The sequence below is a fragment of the Odoribacter sp. AF15-53 genome (assembly GCF_003479425.1).
Classification (GTDB): Bacteria; Bacteroidota; Bacteroidia; order Bacteroidales; family Marinifilaceae; genus Butyricimonas.
On record NZ_QUHC01000002.1, the window covers coordinates 490,026 to 507,022 of the forward strand.

The following is a 16,997-nucleotide window of genomic DNA, read 5'->3' on the forward strand; positions in this document are numbered from 1 at the left end:
TAAAATTTAACATCTAAAATGAATTGCCCTGTAACCAATAACTCTCCAAAGGAGAATTTCTCTATCGGAATTCTCTTTGCCCCGATAATCTCCTTTCGTCTAAATGGAATTTACCGAAATAACGAACAAATATTCTCAGGAGAATATTCCATTTCCAAAGAAGGAAACAACCTGATATTATACTCTTCTTCCGGCAGCCAAATAATACCGAATAATTTCACATTCATCCCGGAAGATTACGATTCATCAGATTTTGATTTACTCAACGTGATTATCGGAATTAACTTCCATTGGCAACGCACGGAGAATCAAAAATTTAAAGGAACCTTGAAAATCATTGACGAAGAAAAACACCTGACTGCGGTCAACCTACTACCATTGGAAGATTATCTATTGAGCGTGATTTCCTCGGAAATGAGTGCAACATCCTCTTTGGAACTCCTGAAAGCCCATGCCGTCATCTCCCGCAGTTGGCTTATCGCCCAGAAGTTAAAGAATAAAACACTCACAACAGATTATCAATCCTGTATACAGGACAAGCACCGATACATTCGTTGGTATGACCGGGAAGATCACGCCAACTTTGACGTGTGTGCCGATGACCATTGCCAACGCTATCAAGGATGCAGCAAGGCATACACCCCGGCTGTCCGGCAAGCCATAGAAGCCACACGGGGCGAAGTACTTACTTACGAGGGAAAAATCTGTGATGCCCGTTTCTCAAAATGCTGCGGGGGGGTCTCCGAACGCTTTGATAACACGTGGGAACCTGTCAATCATCCCTATCTGACCAAAATCATTGATAGTGATACCTTAACCACGGTTCCCAATCTATCACAAGAAGAGGAAGCAAAAAAATGGATTCTTTCTTCTCCTGATGTATTTTGCAACACACAAGATAAAGAAATCCTATCTAATGTTCTCAATGATTACGACCAAGAAACACGGGATTTCTTCCGTTGGCAAGTCTCCTATACTCCCACGGAACTATCCGCTCTTGTCCTGTCCCGTATCGGAATTGACTTCGGGCTCATCCAATCCATCGAACCCCTCCAAAGAGGTGTTTCCGGCCGGATCATTCAACTCCGAATCAACGGAACTAAAAAAAGCATGGTCATCGGAAAAGAACTAGTTATTCGCAAAGCCTTTTCCAAATCTCACTTATACAGTTCCGCCTTTATCGTAGAAACCGAAAAAGATACGTCAGGAATTCCCATTCGCTTCACGTTCAAAGGAGCCGGTTGGGGACACGGTGTTGGTCTCTGCCAAATCGGAGCCGCCGTAATGAGTGCCAAAGGCTACGGTTACCAAGAAATACTATCACACTATTTCCCCGGAACCAAACTAGAAACAATTGAAAATTGAAAATAAATGGATTCAGTGATTGGCGATTTCATGATTCAGTGATTATTAAAAACGTTAGCCTTGTGCGGATGGAATCACCTAATCGGAAATCATAAATCACTAAATAGATAAAGATCACTTAATCGGAAATCAACAAATCACAGAATCAATAGGATCATGAAATCTAAAATTAACTCATCTCCCTGGGCTTGGATCCCCTCTCTATATTTTGCACAAGGTCTTCCTTATGTAATCGTGATGACATCGGCGGTCATTATGTTCAAACGGCTGGGAATAAACAACACGGATATAGCCCTGTACACCAGTTGGCTTTACTTGCCTTGGGTCATTAAACCTTTATGGAGCCCGTTGGTTGACATCGTGAAAACCAAACGTTGGTGGGTCATTTCCATGCAAATATTGATTGGCGGGGGATTAGCCGGAATTGCCCTCACACTTCCCGGCCCTCATGCCTTCCGTTACTCGTTAGCCTTCATGTGGTTACTGGCTTTTAGTTCCGCCACGCATGATATCGCCGCCGACGGCTTCTACATGCTAGGACTTGACACGAAAAAACAAGCCTTTTTTGTCGGCATACGAAATACGGCCTATCGCCTGGCCATGCTCGCCGGTCAAGGCCTCATCGTCATGTTTGCCGGCTGGCTCGAAAAATCATACACCACCACACTCCCGGAAGAAATCGCTATTCCCAAGGCATGGTCAATAACATTTTATCTATTGGCTGTCATTTTCGTACTTCTTTTTCTCTATCATCAATTCATTCTCCCGAAACCAAAGAATGATATCCCCGTAAAGAACGGTAATCCTCTCAAAGCATTCATTGAAACCTTCGTCACATTCTTCCAAAAGAAAGGAATCATTTCAGCCTTAGCCTTTATCCTTCTTTTCCGTTTTGCCGAATCACAACTCGTGAAAATAGCCTCCCCCTTCCTGTTGGATAATCCCGAAGTCGGAGGCTTAGGATTAAGTACAATCCAAGTCGGTACCATATATGGGGTAGTCGGCCTCATCGCTCTTACAATCGGCGGTATTCTCGGTGGCATTTTCATGGCTCGTCAAGGCCTGAAACATTGGATATGGTGGATGACGGCCGCCATGAACCTCCCTAACCTCGTCTACGTGTATCTCGCTTTTACTCATCCTTCTGATATGTGGCTGATTTCCTCTTGCGTCGCCATCGAACAATTCGGCTACGGCTTCGGGTTTACAGCCCTTACCTTCTTCATGATGCTTTTCAGCAAAGGCCAACAGCAGACCGCACACTATGCCATTTGTACCGGATTCATGGCCCTCGGGATGATGCTTCCCGGAATGATATCCGGGTATGTACAGGAACTCATCGGTTACCAGCATTTTTTCCTTTGGATCATGCTTTGCACTATTCCCAGTTTTATTGCGGTAAAATACGTGAAATCATTAAATCATCTTCACTAAATAATAAGCAACATGATAGAAATTACTTCTTAATAATCCTATCATCGTCTCCGTAAAGAGGACTAAAAACAGCATGATAAATACCAAAGATCATAATATTTTGGTAGATCAACTTATTGCAAGAAAATGAATTGCATACAAAATCTTTTCCCGGTTCCCAAAGTCCATAAAATTTATACCCTCATTGTTCCCTCTATGAGGGTACGTTGTCATTCTTTAATTAATTTCAGATCCGTCACCCCGATCCGGGCTGCCAGCCAGGCAGAGAACTGTTTCTCCTCGGCAGGAGCTAACTGCCGTTCAAAAGCCACGATAGCAATATTCAACGTATCGGTATGTAAAGAATCCACGCTGCTACGAATTATCTTGGATATGGCAATACTCTTCACCGACGGGTAAAGAATCTTCACCTCGGGACTCACCTGCCTCCCTATCGTGTCATACAATAAATAAGAACTCAGCCTTGTCCGCAAACGGCCAATCTCCTCTTCCTGCGATGCGAGCCGCTGTTTATTCTGCATATAATAATCCTGCAACAACATATTACTCACATCATTTTGCATTTCCACGTCCTCTTTACCAAAACCTTGATTAATATACAACGGGATATCACCTAACCCATATTGATGCATTTTTTCTTTTAGAGACACGATCACATCTTCCGATATCTCTTTCCCGATCAACGATACCTCAATTTTCCGATTCGGTTGCTCCGAATCTATATCTTTCCCCACAACCAAGGTATTCGGGAAATTAAACTCATTCTTGATAAAACGGCTCGCATTGGTTTCAAATATATTCGTTCTCACCATATTATAAGTGATATACACACTCGGAACCATGGTCAGAAATATAATGGAGTACACGATCCGTTGCACTTTCTGTTCTCGCACCTTATCCACGAATTTCTTTTTGGAAAAATGCATTAACCTCACTCCCAACGTGGTTGCGAAAGCGATAAACACCGAGTTGATCGTGAAAAGATAAAATGCCCCGAAGAAATAATACAAGTTACCACTCGCCAACCCGAATCCGGCCGTACACAAAGGAGGCATCAACGCCGTGGCAATCGCCACACCGGGGATCACGTTTCCTTTCAACTTGGTCGAAGAAGCCACGATTCCCGCCATACCACCGAAAAAGGCAATTAACACATCGTATATCGTGGGAGTCGTCCGGGCCAACAATTCGGAACGAGCCTCATTCAAGGGTGACAACAAAAAATACAATGTAGAAGTCAACACGCTGAATATCGTGGCTATCAACAGATTTCGAAAAGCTTTCTTGATCAGTTCAAAATCATTGATTCCCACGCCCAACCCGATTCCCATAATCGGCCCCATCAACGGGGAGATCAACATGGCTCCGATAATGACAGCCGTTGAATTCGTGTTCAACCCCAAAGAAGCAACAAACGTCGCAAAAATCAACACCCACAAATTCGTCCCCCGAAACACGATTCCCTTACGAATCGCCTCCACCGTGTCCTCTTCCCGTTCCTGTTCATCTGACGGATCAAGAATTTGACGTAAATACACCCGGAAACGCTGCAATATTGTCATAAAAGCCATTACGATTTTAAATTTTAAATCCTATTAATTTCTTGATTTATGATTTTAGATTAAGTGATCTTATCTATTTAGTGATTTATGATTTCCGATTAGGTGATTCCATCCGCACAAGGCTAACATTTTTAATAATCACTGAATCACGAAATCGACAATCACTGAATCTTTTAATTTTTCCATTTTCATTTGTCCAATTTCGGGTCAAAATTAATAATTTTATTCATTCGAAATTTTAAATTCTAATTATATCAGCCGATATCATACAAAAAAAGCCCGCAAGACTCACGAACTCCATGAATCTCACGACCTTTATAACTTTATCCGTGATTAAAATGTAATCTTCAAATTAACCGAAAAAGTACGTCCGAAACCATAAAAGACCTTAGCCGACTCCTCATCGTGCTTAGCTCCATCCTCGGCATCAGCAATATACTCCTTATCCAAAAGATTATTCACGTTACCGGAAATCATCGCCCCGAAAGTTTTACTTATTGGAAAACGGTAATTGATATTAGCATCCAACACTCCGTACGCCGGCATTCTCCAAGGTGATTCAATAACATTTTCCGCATCCAAATTCATCGTAGGAAACGAGAATTTGGCATAATTTCTCGCAAAATGAGAATAATCAACTCCAACGTGCAAACCTTTTATCGGCTGATAACGCCCGCCAATCGCAAAGGTCGTCTGAGCCGAATTACCCACCTTCACATCTTTCACCTTCACGAAACTCTGGGCATGTTCACCTTCTCCGATATCACTCAATGCCTTACCGTCTTTACCTACAGGCTGTCCGGCTGAATTATAAGCATAACCTTTCCCATCTCCGTTCCAATGCCAATCACCTATTGAAAACATTCCCGTAACCTCAAGATTCGTTAACGGACGCAACACAAAATCCATTTCTATCCCCTGATGCAAAGCATCTATACCTGTCAGATAAGCAAAAGCATCACGATCTTCTTTCACGCCGACTTTAACCGCCTTATCCATCCAAGCCGTCCGGTAAAGATTCACGTTTGCGCTCAACCAAGAGGCTCGGAATCCATATCCTAATTCCATCGAAAACACTTTCTCGTTCATCGCATCCGGGTTAACCACATTACTCACATCATTCTGTAAGAACACACCCCCTTGCATGTGAGGCGGACGGGAGAAATACCCGATATTGGCAAATACGTTATGCTTTTCCGTCAAATTATAATTAGCCCCTCCTTTCAACGTAAAGCCCAGAAAACTCTCCTTGCTTGATTTCGCATCTGCTTTAGAATAATAGAAACGATCCTCTCTCCAATAGGTTGAATTAGAAAGCGACCCGGCCATAAACACGCTCAAATTATCCCGGTTATATTCTCCTTGGGCAAAAAATCCCTCTTGCATCACGAACCCGTCATAATCCCGGAAGATGATATCCCCTTTCTGTAAATGTTCATTCTGCCAATCTGTATCGTCAGCCTTATATTTCACGTTAGCCCGGCTATTATCAATGAAATACTCTCCCCCGTACAAATCAACTAACTCGTTATAATGCTTTCCCTTGTAATAACGTAAATCAATACCACCATATACATCAAAATACTGTCCTAACCGTGTTGTATAAGTAGAAATTAAACCGAACCAATTATGCTCGTTTTTACTCATTGACATTGCCATGAGCGATCCGGTTTTACTGCTCTCGTTCCATTTATAAACACTATCATAGGCAAATGTCTTATCTTCCGCACGATTCTTACCTAGCTCTCCCGCGGTAGTCGTCCCGTACCATGAATTCTTCCATTTTCCTTGTCCGCTATAACCGCCTCCTCTACCGAGAGAAACATAAAACACACTGGATAAACTTGACTTATCATTAATCTCCCAAAGGTGATTCAATGAAATTTGCGGTTTATGATATTTATTATAAGCAGAAACTTTCCGCACCTTCTTCCCATCCCGATTCGCAAAACCGTAAGACGGGTTAAACTTCGTGTCATCCAACTCTTTCCATGACTTGATCGTCATCTTATCATTTCGATTCCGTTGATTATGCCATTGCGGCGCACCAAAAGCTGTAAGCGATAATTGGTGATGCTCTCCCAATTTCTTGGATATATTCACGAAATAAGAATACGCCACGTAATCCGTTCCCTGGATATAACCGTCTCCCCAACTTCTGGAACCTAAAATAGACATTGCCCAACCATTCTTCAACAGCCCGGTAGAAAGATTAAAAGCAACTTTATTATAACCGTCATTACCCACGCCGTAAGCAACCGAGCCTCCGGCCTTAGCATTTGTCGAATTCGTCACGATATTAATTGAACCTCCGACAGAAGGCACCGACACCTTTGAAGCACCCAACCCGCGTTGTACCTGTATAAAACGAGTCACGTCCGCCAAGCCGGACCAATTCGACCAGTAAATACCCCCCCACTCCATCTCGTTCATGGGAACCCCGTTCACCATTACGGCAATATTCTCCGTCTCAAATCCCCGCAAATTAATGCGTCCATCACCGAATGCACCACCCTCTTTCGTTGCATAAACACCCGGTAAAGACTTCAATATTTCCGGGAACTCCTGCGTTGATAATTTCTCTTCAATCTCTCTTGCTGTCACGACAGACAATGCCACCGGAGTCTTTCGATCCACGGCCAAAGACCCCTTAACCACGACATCTGCCAAACTAATATATTCCGGCAACATCCCGACAATACCTAAATCTTCCTTTTTATCCCCGATCACAACCCTCTTTTTCACTTCCAAGTAACCGACACTCCGAAAAATCAACACGATCGTTCCGGATTTCTCCACCTTCAATTCAAAATAACCTTCCGCATCAGCAACAACTCCCACGGTTGTACCTTCAACACTCACCGTGGCTCCCACCAACGCCTCTTTTGTCTGCGAATCAATTATCCGACCTTTGATCTCCCCCTCTGCCATAACTTCCCATGACGTACAAAATAGACAAATAAGCCCACCTAACACCTTCAATAATACGTTACGCATAAATTTTTCTTTTACGAATTACTAACTTGTATCAAAACACCTTCAATTTCCCACTACATAGCATTAATTATGGGAGCGAAGATAGTGATAAAAACAGCATTTCATAGCATTTATTGATTTTTTTTAGGGTCTTACTTTATAAATCAAAAATGACCGGGAAGAAAATATGTTTCTCCCGGTCATCTTTCAATTTTACAACTCCTGATTCTACTTCAACAAATCCGCCAGTTTCGGATTCTTCGCTTTAATCATCCCGTCCGCACTGATCCAATAAACTGTCGGAAGAACTTTTACCTTATAGGCTTTTTCGACCTCGCTCTCTCCGGCTATCGTCAAATCGGCCAATTGCAACCAAGATATTTTATCTTGCTTCACGGCTTCCAACCATTTCTTTTTATCTCTATCCAACGACACGGAAATAACCTGAATACCTTTCTTTTTCAATTCCTTGTAATGCTTATTTAGCTCCTTATTCTGACTCCGACAAGGAGCGCAAAATGATGCCCAAAAATCCAGCAACACCTCTTTTTTCCCCCGGAATGAAGACAAACGGACCTCTTTCCCCCGTTTATCCAACAGCACGAAGTCCGGGGCTTCCCCGGTTAATTGCTCCGCTTTCAACTTCTCGAATTTATTCCAAATTTCTGTTTTCAACTCCGACTCCGGGACCCGATTCCCCAAAGTCTGAACTGCCGCTTGGAACACGTTATAATCATCTTCTAACCAAGACAAATTATCCTTCAACAACTCCAATCCCAACTCGCTTCCTTCCAATGGCTTCAATCCTTCCAACAAAAAGTCGGCTCTTTCCTGCTTTTCCTCTTTTACCTTTTCCCACATCTCAGCTTTCTTCATAACATCCTTGATCTCACGATATTCCTCTACCAGCGTGTTAAATCGTTCGTTAATCTCATCCATTTTCTGCTTGGCAGGAGCGTATCGGTCTCCCAACAAATACTCCTCAACCTTTCTCCTCAGCTCAACACCTCTCAAACTTCTTTCAAGTATAACACCTTCCGGAGAAATAAGCGTGATAAAAGGTATTCCATTAAAATTATACAACTTCCACGTGATCCCCTCAATATCCGACAATTGTAGATATTGAACTTGCTCTTCTTTCACAGCCTGCCGCCATTCTTGGTCATTTTGATCAACCGAAACACCTATCACCACCAATCCCTTGTCTGCAAAAGAGTTATATACTTGTTTTATATTCGGAATCTCTTTTCGACACGGACCACACCAAGAAGCCCAAAAATCAATCAATACATATTTCCCTCTAAAAGAAGATAACTTCACTAAATTCCCCTCCAAATCTTTTAATTCAAATTCCGGTGCCATACTTCCCACGGCAGAAGCTTTTACTTGGGCAATCCGTTTTTTCATCTTCAAGATCGGGTAAGACTCCTGAACTCCCGCTCCAAACTGACTGATAAGCTTCTCCAAAACATCGACAGATGCCCCGCCATAGTGATTGCCCACAATCACCGCCAACATCTTACTATCCCGATTCTCCGGAATCATGGCTAAAAACGCTTCCGATTGCTTTACGCTTAAAGAATCCATTCGCCGAGACGCTTGTTTCAGAATTCGGAAATTTTCATCCGTCTGATTCACATCGTTATACTCATGAAAAGCTATATTATAAACATTTATAGCCTCATTCAACGCCTTGCGATACGGATTCTCTTCAACAAATGCCAAATATTCCGACATGGCGGGTGACCCCTTTATCCATTCCCTCTGCAAATTTCCATCTTTTATCTTCGCCTCGATTTGAATATTTTCCGTGTCAATAAAAAACTGTATCACCGGCACTTTCTGCGAGAATTCCAAACCTCCCAACGAAGGAAGATACAGGAAATAAGGGCGGGCATCCCCCACTTCCACTTTTGCCGTCAGTTCAAAACGATCTTTATTCCCTTTCACCCGCACGATCTCGGTTTTATAGTCCGAATCCAATAACACAACTTCCCGTCCTGCCAACCCAACAATCTTACCCCACACTTTCACTTGCTTTACCTCACCATGTAACAAGATCGGCAGCAACATAACAATACAAACAAACAATAAAATTCCCTTTTTCATAAAATTAAATTTATAGAGTGACAGCCCGAGTAAAAAAATACTCCGGAAACTCGGGCTTTAATAAAACAAACAACTATCTTGGATTCTGCTCGATATGATTGTTCAACAACCGTACCTTCGCCGCAATCGGGAACATATACCGGTTAGAATTGGGCTCCAGCGTGTAGGTCATTTCTCCGAATTGACGGGTAAGCGTCCGGGTATAAATTCCCTCTTTCGCAAGCCGCTTCATATCAAAGAAACGTACCCCGTTGAACACCAATTCACGCTGCCGCTCTTCCAGCACCACCTCCAACAATTTATCCCCACTTACCCGTGGCAAATCGGAATACTTATCCGCAGCGATCCTTTTCTTACGCAATGCATTTAACACGTCCAATGCGCCCGGATCTTTCTTTCGTGCCAGGCATTCCGCCTTGATCAACATCATCTCAGGCACTCCGATATTATAATCTAAATCCTGCAAAATCGCCGGATAAGGATCCTTACTCGGTTTACCATCCCACCCGATAGTGGTAAAATTGAATTTATAACGCAAATCAGCTTCCGTATCAAAGACTTTCAGTAATTCCGGTGACACAAGAGAAGAACTAATAATACCGCTATAAGCAGCAGAACGGTACATGATCATTTCCGGAGAATACTCCGGAAGAGGACGATTATTAATGCCCCCATACGGATTATTCTCGTCATTAAAACTAAAAGTATTATAATCCAGCAACTCACTATTCAACTTTAATGCCTCCTCCGCATTTTCCAACGCTGCCTCATAATTCCCGAAGAAAAGATTTACCCGAGCTGCCAACCCGTAGGCCGCCATACGAGGAATATGATACTCCGAAACACTTTCCTCCGGCAAGTCCATCGCCACATCCTTCAAATCTTCCAGTATTTGCGCGACAACCTTGTCGGAAGTCGCCCGACTTACCTTAGCATTCAAATCTGGCTCCAACACTAACGGCACGCTCAAATCCGCATTTGCCGTTTCCGGGTCATAAGCAGGCGCGTAACAAGAATGCAGAAACCAGTAATAAAACGCTCGGTTCACTTTCGCCTCCGCCATCACCTGTGCCTTGTAAGCGTCCGACCCTTCATTCACCCCGGGAACTTCACTCAAAACCAAATTACAAGTATATATAATTGCATATGCTTCATTCCAAGTCATATCATCCTCCTCTGCCCGATAAAATTCTTCCTGCCAAGTATAAGCTTTTCCCTTATCGGACAAGATATAAGATGTGAGATAGTCGTCTTTTACAAAAATATTATCACTACACATCTCCATCAAAGGGTAAGCTGCCGACACATTAATTGGGTCACCTATCAACTCGTCAAAATCCTGCACTTTACTCGGGATCAATTTCCCTTTTGGCGTTACGTCTAAAAAAGAATCACACCCGTATAACAAAACAGTCGCTAAAACTATAGCATATATCTTTTTCATAACATCCTTATTTTGATTTTAAAACTCAACTCTCAAACCAAACGTGAAAGAGGGGGCTTCACTCAATCCTAACGTTCCACGAACGGGATCTACCGCCTCTGGGTCAAAATTTTCTTTATTTCTCGTCCACATCCACACCGTGTTTGCTTGTGCCGTTAAACTTACCCGGGCAAACGGGGATTTCTTAACCAACAGTTGGGGTAATTCATAATTTAAAGTAATCTCCCGCAACCGGATAAAATCTCCCTTCCGCACGCTATTGGAAGAATAAGTAGCCAAACTAGCCCTGTCATTATTCCAGTACTCCTTGGTTCGGATTGCCGGAATATCCGTTACAGCCTCATCTCCCGGCTTCATCCAACGTTTGCTGACAAACGCACTTAAATTCGCGGTAGAACCTTTCGCTGCAGAACCGGCATCCATCGTCGGGTAAGCAACCCGGAACACGTGACCGAAGTTATAGATAAAAGAAAACATCAACGTCAAATTCTTGTACTTGAAATCCGTCGAAAGACTCCCGCTATATTTCGGGCGGTAAGTACCATTACATTCTACCGACTCTGCCACGGGCACATCGGTTTTGTTCCCTTCCGCATCATAAGTCAAAGGATTCCCGTTCTCATCCAACCCCGCCCAACGATAACTCCACAACGCCTCTCTCGGGTAGCCTGCCATAAATTCTGTCAGTCCATGCGTAAGGTTATAAGCCGGGTTACTATCCAAAATAGCATTCTTCGTGATCTTATTTTTATTATACCCGAACACGAAATTCACAGCCCACCGGAAATCTTGCAATCTCAACACCTCCGCGTTCAACTGCATCTCAAAACCCTTATTCCACATATTGGCACCATTGATATATCCCCCGTCAAAACCAAGGGTCGGGTCTAGTTGTATATTCCCCAACAAATCATAGCTGCGCTTATCGTAGTACTCCAACGCCAAAACAAAACGATGAAACAATTCCATCTCCATACCGATATTCAACGTCTTCGTTCGTTCCCATCTCAATTTCGGATTGGGCGCATTAGAAACCCTTGCATAATAAGCGCCAATCGCACTATTAAATAATCTACGCACGGTCAACAATGGCGTGGACGAACCACTTCTGTCAAAGTTACCCGTTAACCCGTAAGTAACACGAGGCGTCAAACGGTTTATGACTTTAGAATGAAAAAAGTCTTCGTTATGCACGTTCCAGCTCAATCCGACAGACCACAATGGATTACGGCGGTACTTTTTCGCAGCTCCAAACAAATTGGATTCATCCACCCGGAATGTTCCGCTCAACGTGTAACGCGAATCATACGTATAAACCGCAGAACCGTAATAGGATACTTCCCGGTTATCCCGGTATGAAAAACCATTATACGAATCAGCAAAATACCCGTGCCACCCGTTCCAAGCATAAATACCCTCCTTTGCCAATGCCTGCTCATCGAACAACTGATATGTCAGCAATTCATCATCATACCCCAATCTACGATAATTACTTGATTCACTAGTACGCTTACGCAGTTCAAAACCCCCGACAACATTCACGTAATGTTCACCCTCTTTTCCGAAAGCCCGATTCAGTACTCCTCCCACCTTTAAAGCATGAGCGGTTAAATCCGTGTTTGTCACGTCTAAAATATCCCCCATTGGCAAATGATTCACAAGTTCACCATTTTCCACGTTTGTCATATAATTCAACAAGTCCCGCACATAATAAGATTCTTCGTCCCGAAGATTTTTATTCTTGCTATGTATCCGCTCGTACTGATAATCCATATTTACCAACAAACCGTCACAAACCGTCACATCAAGCCCCACTTTCGTCCGTAAACCGAACTTGCTCGTTTTGTTATTTGCCAAGTCTACCTCATCCAACATGTTGAAACCGTAATCTTTATACCCTTGTTCCATCAACTCCTGATTCTTAACGATATTGAATTTAGCATAATCCTTCACCCGATTTCCCGCTTCATCCACCAACAACTGGTAAGGCTGAATCGAGCGAATTTCATTTTCCACGTCATACCCTAAATTTTCCTTGCCGTATACCGCATTAATATCCGCACGTACTTTGACTCTTGGCGTAACCGAGTAACTATTCTTGGATAAAATATTGAGTGTCGAATTCTCACTTCCATCCTTGTACACAGAATTTTCGCCCGTATAACTTCCTGACAAAAAATACGAAAACACCTCACTCCCACCAGACAAAGCCAACGTATGATTATGTCTTACAGCCGAGCGCAATAATTTATCTTCAATCTGCTTTTTGTTAGAAATCGTCCCCAAGGCTGCCAACTTCTCTTCCAACTCCGCACGACTGATTTTATTATTCTCGTAGTCAAAAATCAACCCGTACGAAGGTGAATACCCATAGGCTCTCCCGTTATACGTGCTGCCATGTATCAATCCTTTGTCAAACACCTCCAAATCATAATCCACCACCGTCTTCGAGTCCGCCCGGTTCAGATCGTCAAAATCCGGTTTCATCATCAAATTCACGTTTCCGGAATACGACAGTCTACCTCTTCCCACCGCACCTTTCTTCATCTCGATCACGATCACCCCATTCGCCGCACGCGTACCCCAAATTGCGGCGGCCGCAGCATCTTTCAGTACGGTGATACGCTCCACCAAATCCATATTCTCCGGCAACTCGTCCACCTCGAACCCATCCACTATATACAATGGCTTCGTGCCTACCTTCTCCGAAATCGTGCTACCGCCCCGAATACGCACATCATTATTGTAAATCGTCAAACCGGGGACCTGACCTTCCAACAACCGATTCAACCCGGCACTCCCCCTCAACTCTATCTCCCGCTGAGAAATCGAAGAAAACGATCCGGTCGTGTTCACCTTCTTCAAAGTCTGGTAACCCGTACAAATCACCTCTTCCATTTCCTCTACATCCGGTTCCAAAAAAACAATCAATTCCGCCTGTTTCCCAACTTTCACCTCCCGGGACTTCATCCCGATAAAAGAAAACGACAACACGATCGTGTCTTGTTTAGACAACTCCAACCGGAATTTTCCCGAAGCATCCGTTGCCGTACCGATCATCGTACCTTTCAACATAACGGTTACCCCCGGTAATATATCCCCGCCTTTCTCCTTCACGATTCCCGTGATCACGATTTTCTTCGGCACATTCTCTTTCACCCGGGGCGTGATCACGATCACGTTATCAACCACCCGGTAAGATAACGGTATCCCCTTCAATATTTCTTCCAACATCTCCACCATACTCACCTCCTTCACGGAAAAACTCACCTTGTAGCGATTCACCTCGTTATCATTGTAGAAAAACTCGTAATCACTCACCCGTCCCAACTCTTTCAGAACGGAAAGTAAATTCTCAGACTTCTTCTCCATCGTCAATTTCGTGTTTTGAGAATAGCTCATCGCCGAAACCGACAACATGGTACATAACAGCAAACAAGAACAAATCTTCATAACCAATAACATTTTTCGCAGGACATGGTCATCCCAGACCCACAAGTTTGATTTTTTTTTCATAACTTTGTTGAGTTAAATTGTTTTACAGAATCAATTTACATGATACACGAGAGGTGCTACGAACACCTTTCGTGTTTTTTTATCGTATTATCACTACATCGTCTTTTACTTCAAAAGAAATATTTGTTGTCATTTCCATGATCTTCAACACCTTGGATATATCCTCGTATTTCGGGATCGTACCTGAGAAAATCTTCTCTTTCATTCCCGGATTCTCGATTCGGAAATCAACATTATACCAGCGGGCAAGGCGGCGCAACACGGTTTCCAAGCCTTCACTCTCGAACGAGAAACGATCTTTAATCCAAGAAGTGTACAATTTGGTATTCACCTGTCGCACGTCCATCCGATGGTTTGTCCACACCCCTTGCTCCCCGGGCGACAACCTGACAGCTTGCTCCAATCCCTCCGCGTTCAATTCTACACGTCCCTCAACCAAAGTTGTCGTCACCGCACTCTCGTCCGGGTACGCAGACACATTGAAGGAAGTCCCCAGCACCCGCACATCCATGTCCCGAGTAACTACCACAAAAGGATGCTCCTGATCATGTGCTACCTGAAAATACGCTTCTCCCACGAGTTCCACCCTTCGCGTATCCCCGGTAAAATGGACCGGGTAACGCAACTCGGAAGCACTATTCATCCACACCTCCGTCCCGTCATCCAACATGAGTTTGTATTCCCCCCCTCTAGGTACTCGCAGGGTATGAAACGATGGAACCCGAGAATTCTCGGTCAACAGGTATTTCAAATTACCACTTTCATCTATCACTAACCTTTCCCGTTCCCCGACCACGATTGTCGTGTCTTTCATTCCCATCAATGGCAACAAATTACCGTCTTCCAACATCAGCACCGCCCGTGTCTCCCCGGGATGAATCGTGACAGGCACGGCTTCTGCTATTTTCACCCCATCCTCCTTCGGCTGCAACAACCCTATTATACCCGCTAACAACAACACCGCTGCCGCGGCAGCATAAGCGACCAGCTTTCTCGACAGACTTCTCTTCTTCGCCTTTTGTTGTCCCATCTCTACCACCAACTGTTTCCAACGTTTTCCCGTATCAAAAGAAGCAAACAAGCGGACATCATCCCATACAACCTTTTTATCCCGCAACTCCTCCACCAACCGACGATGATTTTCATTCTCCTCCATCCACTCCCGAAGTACGTCCGACTCCTTCCCTGAGAGTTCATTTCTCAAGTAAGCAGTTATCAATTCGTGTATCTCTTTTTGCATATCATTTCATTTTACACCTGAAACACACTCGATCGACAAATAGGTGACAAGAGTATGAAAAAAAATTACTTTGAGAATAAAAGAATAAATACAAATTATAATCCGGGAAAGAATATGCCCACGTACACAAATAAATCCCCCAACCGAGTTCGCAAATAAGATTTCGCACGCTGCTTCTGGGTTTTTATGGTATTCAGAGAAATATCCAATTCCTCGGCAATCTTCTTATCTTCCTGTCCGTCCACGTACGAACGTCGAAAAATATCCTTGCATTTCTCCGGCAACTCGTCAATCGCACTGAAAAGCTCGGCAACCACTTCCGCCCGGATCTGCTGGCACAAGAAATAATCCTCATCCAACTCTTCCCGATGAAGATTTTTGTAATTCCGATCCCGGATTTCCAAATCCCGGAGATAATTCAAACAACGATGTTGCACGCTATTGTACAAAAAAGTTTTGACCGTTTTTAAGTTAGGGAATCCGCTACGATTCATTTTCCACAACGAGAGAAAAACCTCCTGCACGATATCTTCCGCCTCCGAGTCATCCCGGACAATACGAGTCGCGAAAAAGCATAACGGCTTATGATACATCTCAAACACCCGCTGAAAAGCATCTTGCTCGCCCCGTTCCAAACACTGTATAAACTCTGCTGACTGAATGTCAATATTCATCATTTCCCGGTACCAAAAACATCATAAATAACTCATCTTAGTCAAAATAAATATAATTGATCTCAATTCAGAGAAGTGAATTACCCAACGCTCATGCATCTATCAATCATTTATTTTTCACAAATATATAGATAAAACCGGAAATTAAAGCAATATAAAATAAGATAGTTCTACTCTGCAATAGCCCAATAACAACAAAAATGAGGCTCTTTCGAAGCCTCATTCCCATTTCTAACAAATCTAGTTATTTCAAATAACCTTGGTTACTTTTTTCTTCATAATGACATTCACCTCGGGCAACATTACCGGACCGTAGGTTGCATCCTTGCTTTCTACTTTCTGGCCGTGAACAACTTTAACATCTGTTCCCATACTCTCTTGTTCTGCTAAAGCGCACACGATACTCTCTGCCTTACTATGACTCAAACTACGTCCGCCTAAAAACAACGTGAAAGCGGCAACGCAAATTATTATTATATACTTCATCATCTTATTTATACTTTAAAAATTAAACTTAATGTCCTCTTGGACTCTTGTTGCTGTCCTTTATCGACAATACAAAAGTACGACACTTCCGTCCGCTAGTAAAATTATTCCCGTTAGATTTTAGTTGTCAGAAGGTTAAATATATGTTAGGTAAAAAAAGGGGAATTATTTTTTAAGAAAAACAATTTACC

General features: G+C 43.2%; 10 protein-coding genes. 2 read left to right on the forward strand and 8 right to left on the reverse strand.

Going from position 1 to position 16,997, the window contains the following annotated elements:
• Positions 1 to 18: 18 nt before the first annotated feature.
• Complete coding sequence (locus tag DWW52_RS06565; protein ID WP_118714665.1) at positions 19 to 1,365, forward strand: SpoIID/LytB domain-containing protein; 1,347 nt, start codon at positions 19 to 21, stop codon at positions 1,363 to 1,365.
• Between the two features lie 156 nt (positions 1,366 to 1,521).
• A complete protein-coding gene (locus tag DWW52_RS06570; RefSeq protein WP_118714666.1) occupies positions 1,522 to 2,799 on the forward strand; it encodes an MFS transporter in 1,278 nt (425 codons plus the stop codon).
• 209 nt (positions 2,800 to 3,008) lie between these two features.
• On the opposite strand, the gene DWW52_RS06575 is transcribed toward DWW52_RS06570, so the two are convergent.
• The 8 genes from DWW52_RS06575 to DWW52_RS06610 form a co-directional block, all read right to left on the reverse strand.
• Positions 3,009 to 4,370: a TIGR00341 family protein gene (locus DWW52_RS06575; protein ID WP_118714667.1), complete on the reverse strand. Its 1,362-nt coding sequence runs from the start codon at positions 4,368 to 4,370 to the stop codon at positions 3,009 to 3,011.
• Between the two features lie 324 nt (positions 4,371 to 4,694).
• A complete protein-coding gene (locus tag DWW52_RS06580; protein ID WP_118714668.1) occupies positions 4,695 to 7,358 on the reverse strand; it encodes a TonB-dependent receptor in 2,664 nt (887 codons plus the stop codon).
• Between the two features lie 207 nt (positions 7,359 to 7,565).
• On the reverse strand, positions 7,566 to 9,446 hold the full coding sequence (locus tag DWW52_RS21345) for a peroxiredoxin (RefSeq protein WP_118714669.1): 1,881 nt from the start codon (positions 9,444 to 9,446) through the stop codon (positions 7,566 to 7,568).
• Positions 9,447 to 9,519: 73 nt separating this feature from the next.
• Positions 9,520 to 10,890 (reverse strand): RagB/SusD family nutrient uptake outer membrane protein, encoded by a 1,371-nt coding sequence (locus tag DWW52_RS06590; protein WP_118714670.1) that lies wholly within the window; start codon positions 10,888 to 10,890, stop codon positions 9,520 to 9,522.
• An 18-nt stretch (positions 10,891 to 10,908) separates the two neighbouring features.
• Positions 10,909 to 14,406, reverse strand: a complete 3,498-nt coding sequence (locus DWW52_RS06595) for a SusC/RagA family TonB-linked outer membrane protein (protein ID WP_118714671.1) — start codon at positions 14,404 to 14,406, stop codon at positions 10,909 to 10,911.
• 79 nt (positions 14,407 to 14,485) lie between these two features.
• A complete protein-coding gene (locus DWW52_RS06600; RefSeq protein ID WP_118714672.1) occupies positions 14,486 to 15,646 on the reverse strand; it encodes a FecR family protein in 1,161 nt (386 codons plus the stop codon).
• 95 nt (positions 15,647 to 15,741) lie between these two features.
• Positions 15,742 to 16,323 (reverse strand): RNA polymerase sigma-70 factor, encoded by a 582-nt coding sequence (locus DWW52_RS06605; RefSeq protein ID WP_118714673.1) that lies wholly within the window; start codon positions 16,321 to 16,323, stop codon positions 15,742 to 15,744.
• Positions 16,324 to 16,569: 246 nt separating this feature from the next.
• Positions 16,570 to 16,809, reverse strand: coding sequence for a hypothetical protein (locus DWW52_RS06610; protein ID WP_118714674.1), 240 nt, complete (start codon positions 16,807 to 16,809; stop codon positions 16,570 to 16,572).
• Positions 16,810 to 16,997 lie beyond the last annotated feature (188 nt).

Excerpts from the sequence above, each read along its gene's own strand:
- DWW52_RS06565 (WP_118714665.1), top strand. The coding sequence starts at position 19 with ATGAATTGCCCTGTAACCAATAACTCTCCAAAGGAGAATTTCTCTATC.
- DWW52_RS06570 (WP_118714666.1), top strand. The coding sequence starts at position 1,522 with ATGAAATCTAAAATTAACTCATCTCCCTGGGCTTGGATCCCCTCTCTA.
- DWW52_RS06575 (WP_118714667.1), bottom strand. The coding sequence starts at position 4,370 with ATGGCTTTTATGACAATATTGCAGCGTTTCCGGGTGTATTTACGTCAA.
- DWW52_RS06580 (WP_118714668.1), bottom strand. The coding sequence starts at position 7,358 with ATGCGTAACGTATTATTGAAGGTGTTAGGTGGGCTTATTTGTCTATTT.
- DWW52_RS21345 (WP_118714669.1), bottom strand. The coding sequence starts at position 9,446 with ATGAAAAAGGGAATTTTATTGTTTGTTTGTATTGTTATGTTGCTGCCG.
- DWW52_RS06590 (WP_118714670.1), bottom strand. The coding sequence starts at position 10,890 with ATGAAAAAGATATATGCTATAGTTTTAGCGACTGTTTTGTTATACGGG.
- DWW52_RS06595 (WP_118714671.1), bottom strand. The coding sequence starts at position 14,406 with ATGAAAAAAAAATCAAACTTGTGGGTCTGGGATGACCATGTCCTGCGA.
- DWW52_RS06600 (WP_118714672.1), bottom strand. The coding sequence starts at position 15,646 with ATGCAAAAAGAGATACACGAATTGATAACTGCTTACTTGAGAAATGAA.
- DWW52_RS06605 (WP_118714673.1), bottom strand. The coding sequence starts at position 16,323 with ATGATGAATATTGACATTCAGTCAGCAGAGTTTATACAGTGTTTGGAA.
- DWW52_RS06610 (WP_118714674.1), bottom strand. The coding sequence starts at position 16,809 with ATGATGAAGTATATAATAATAATTTGCGTTGCCGCTTTCACGTTGTTT.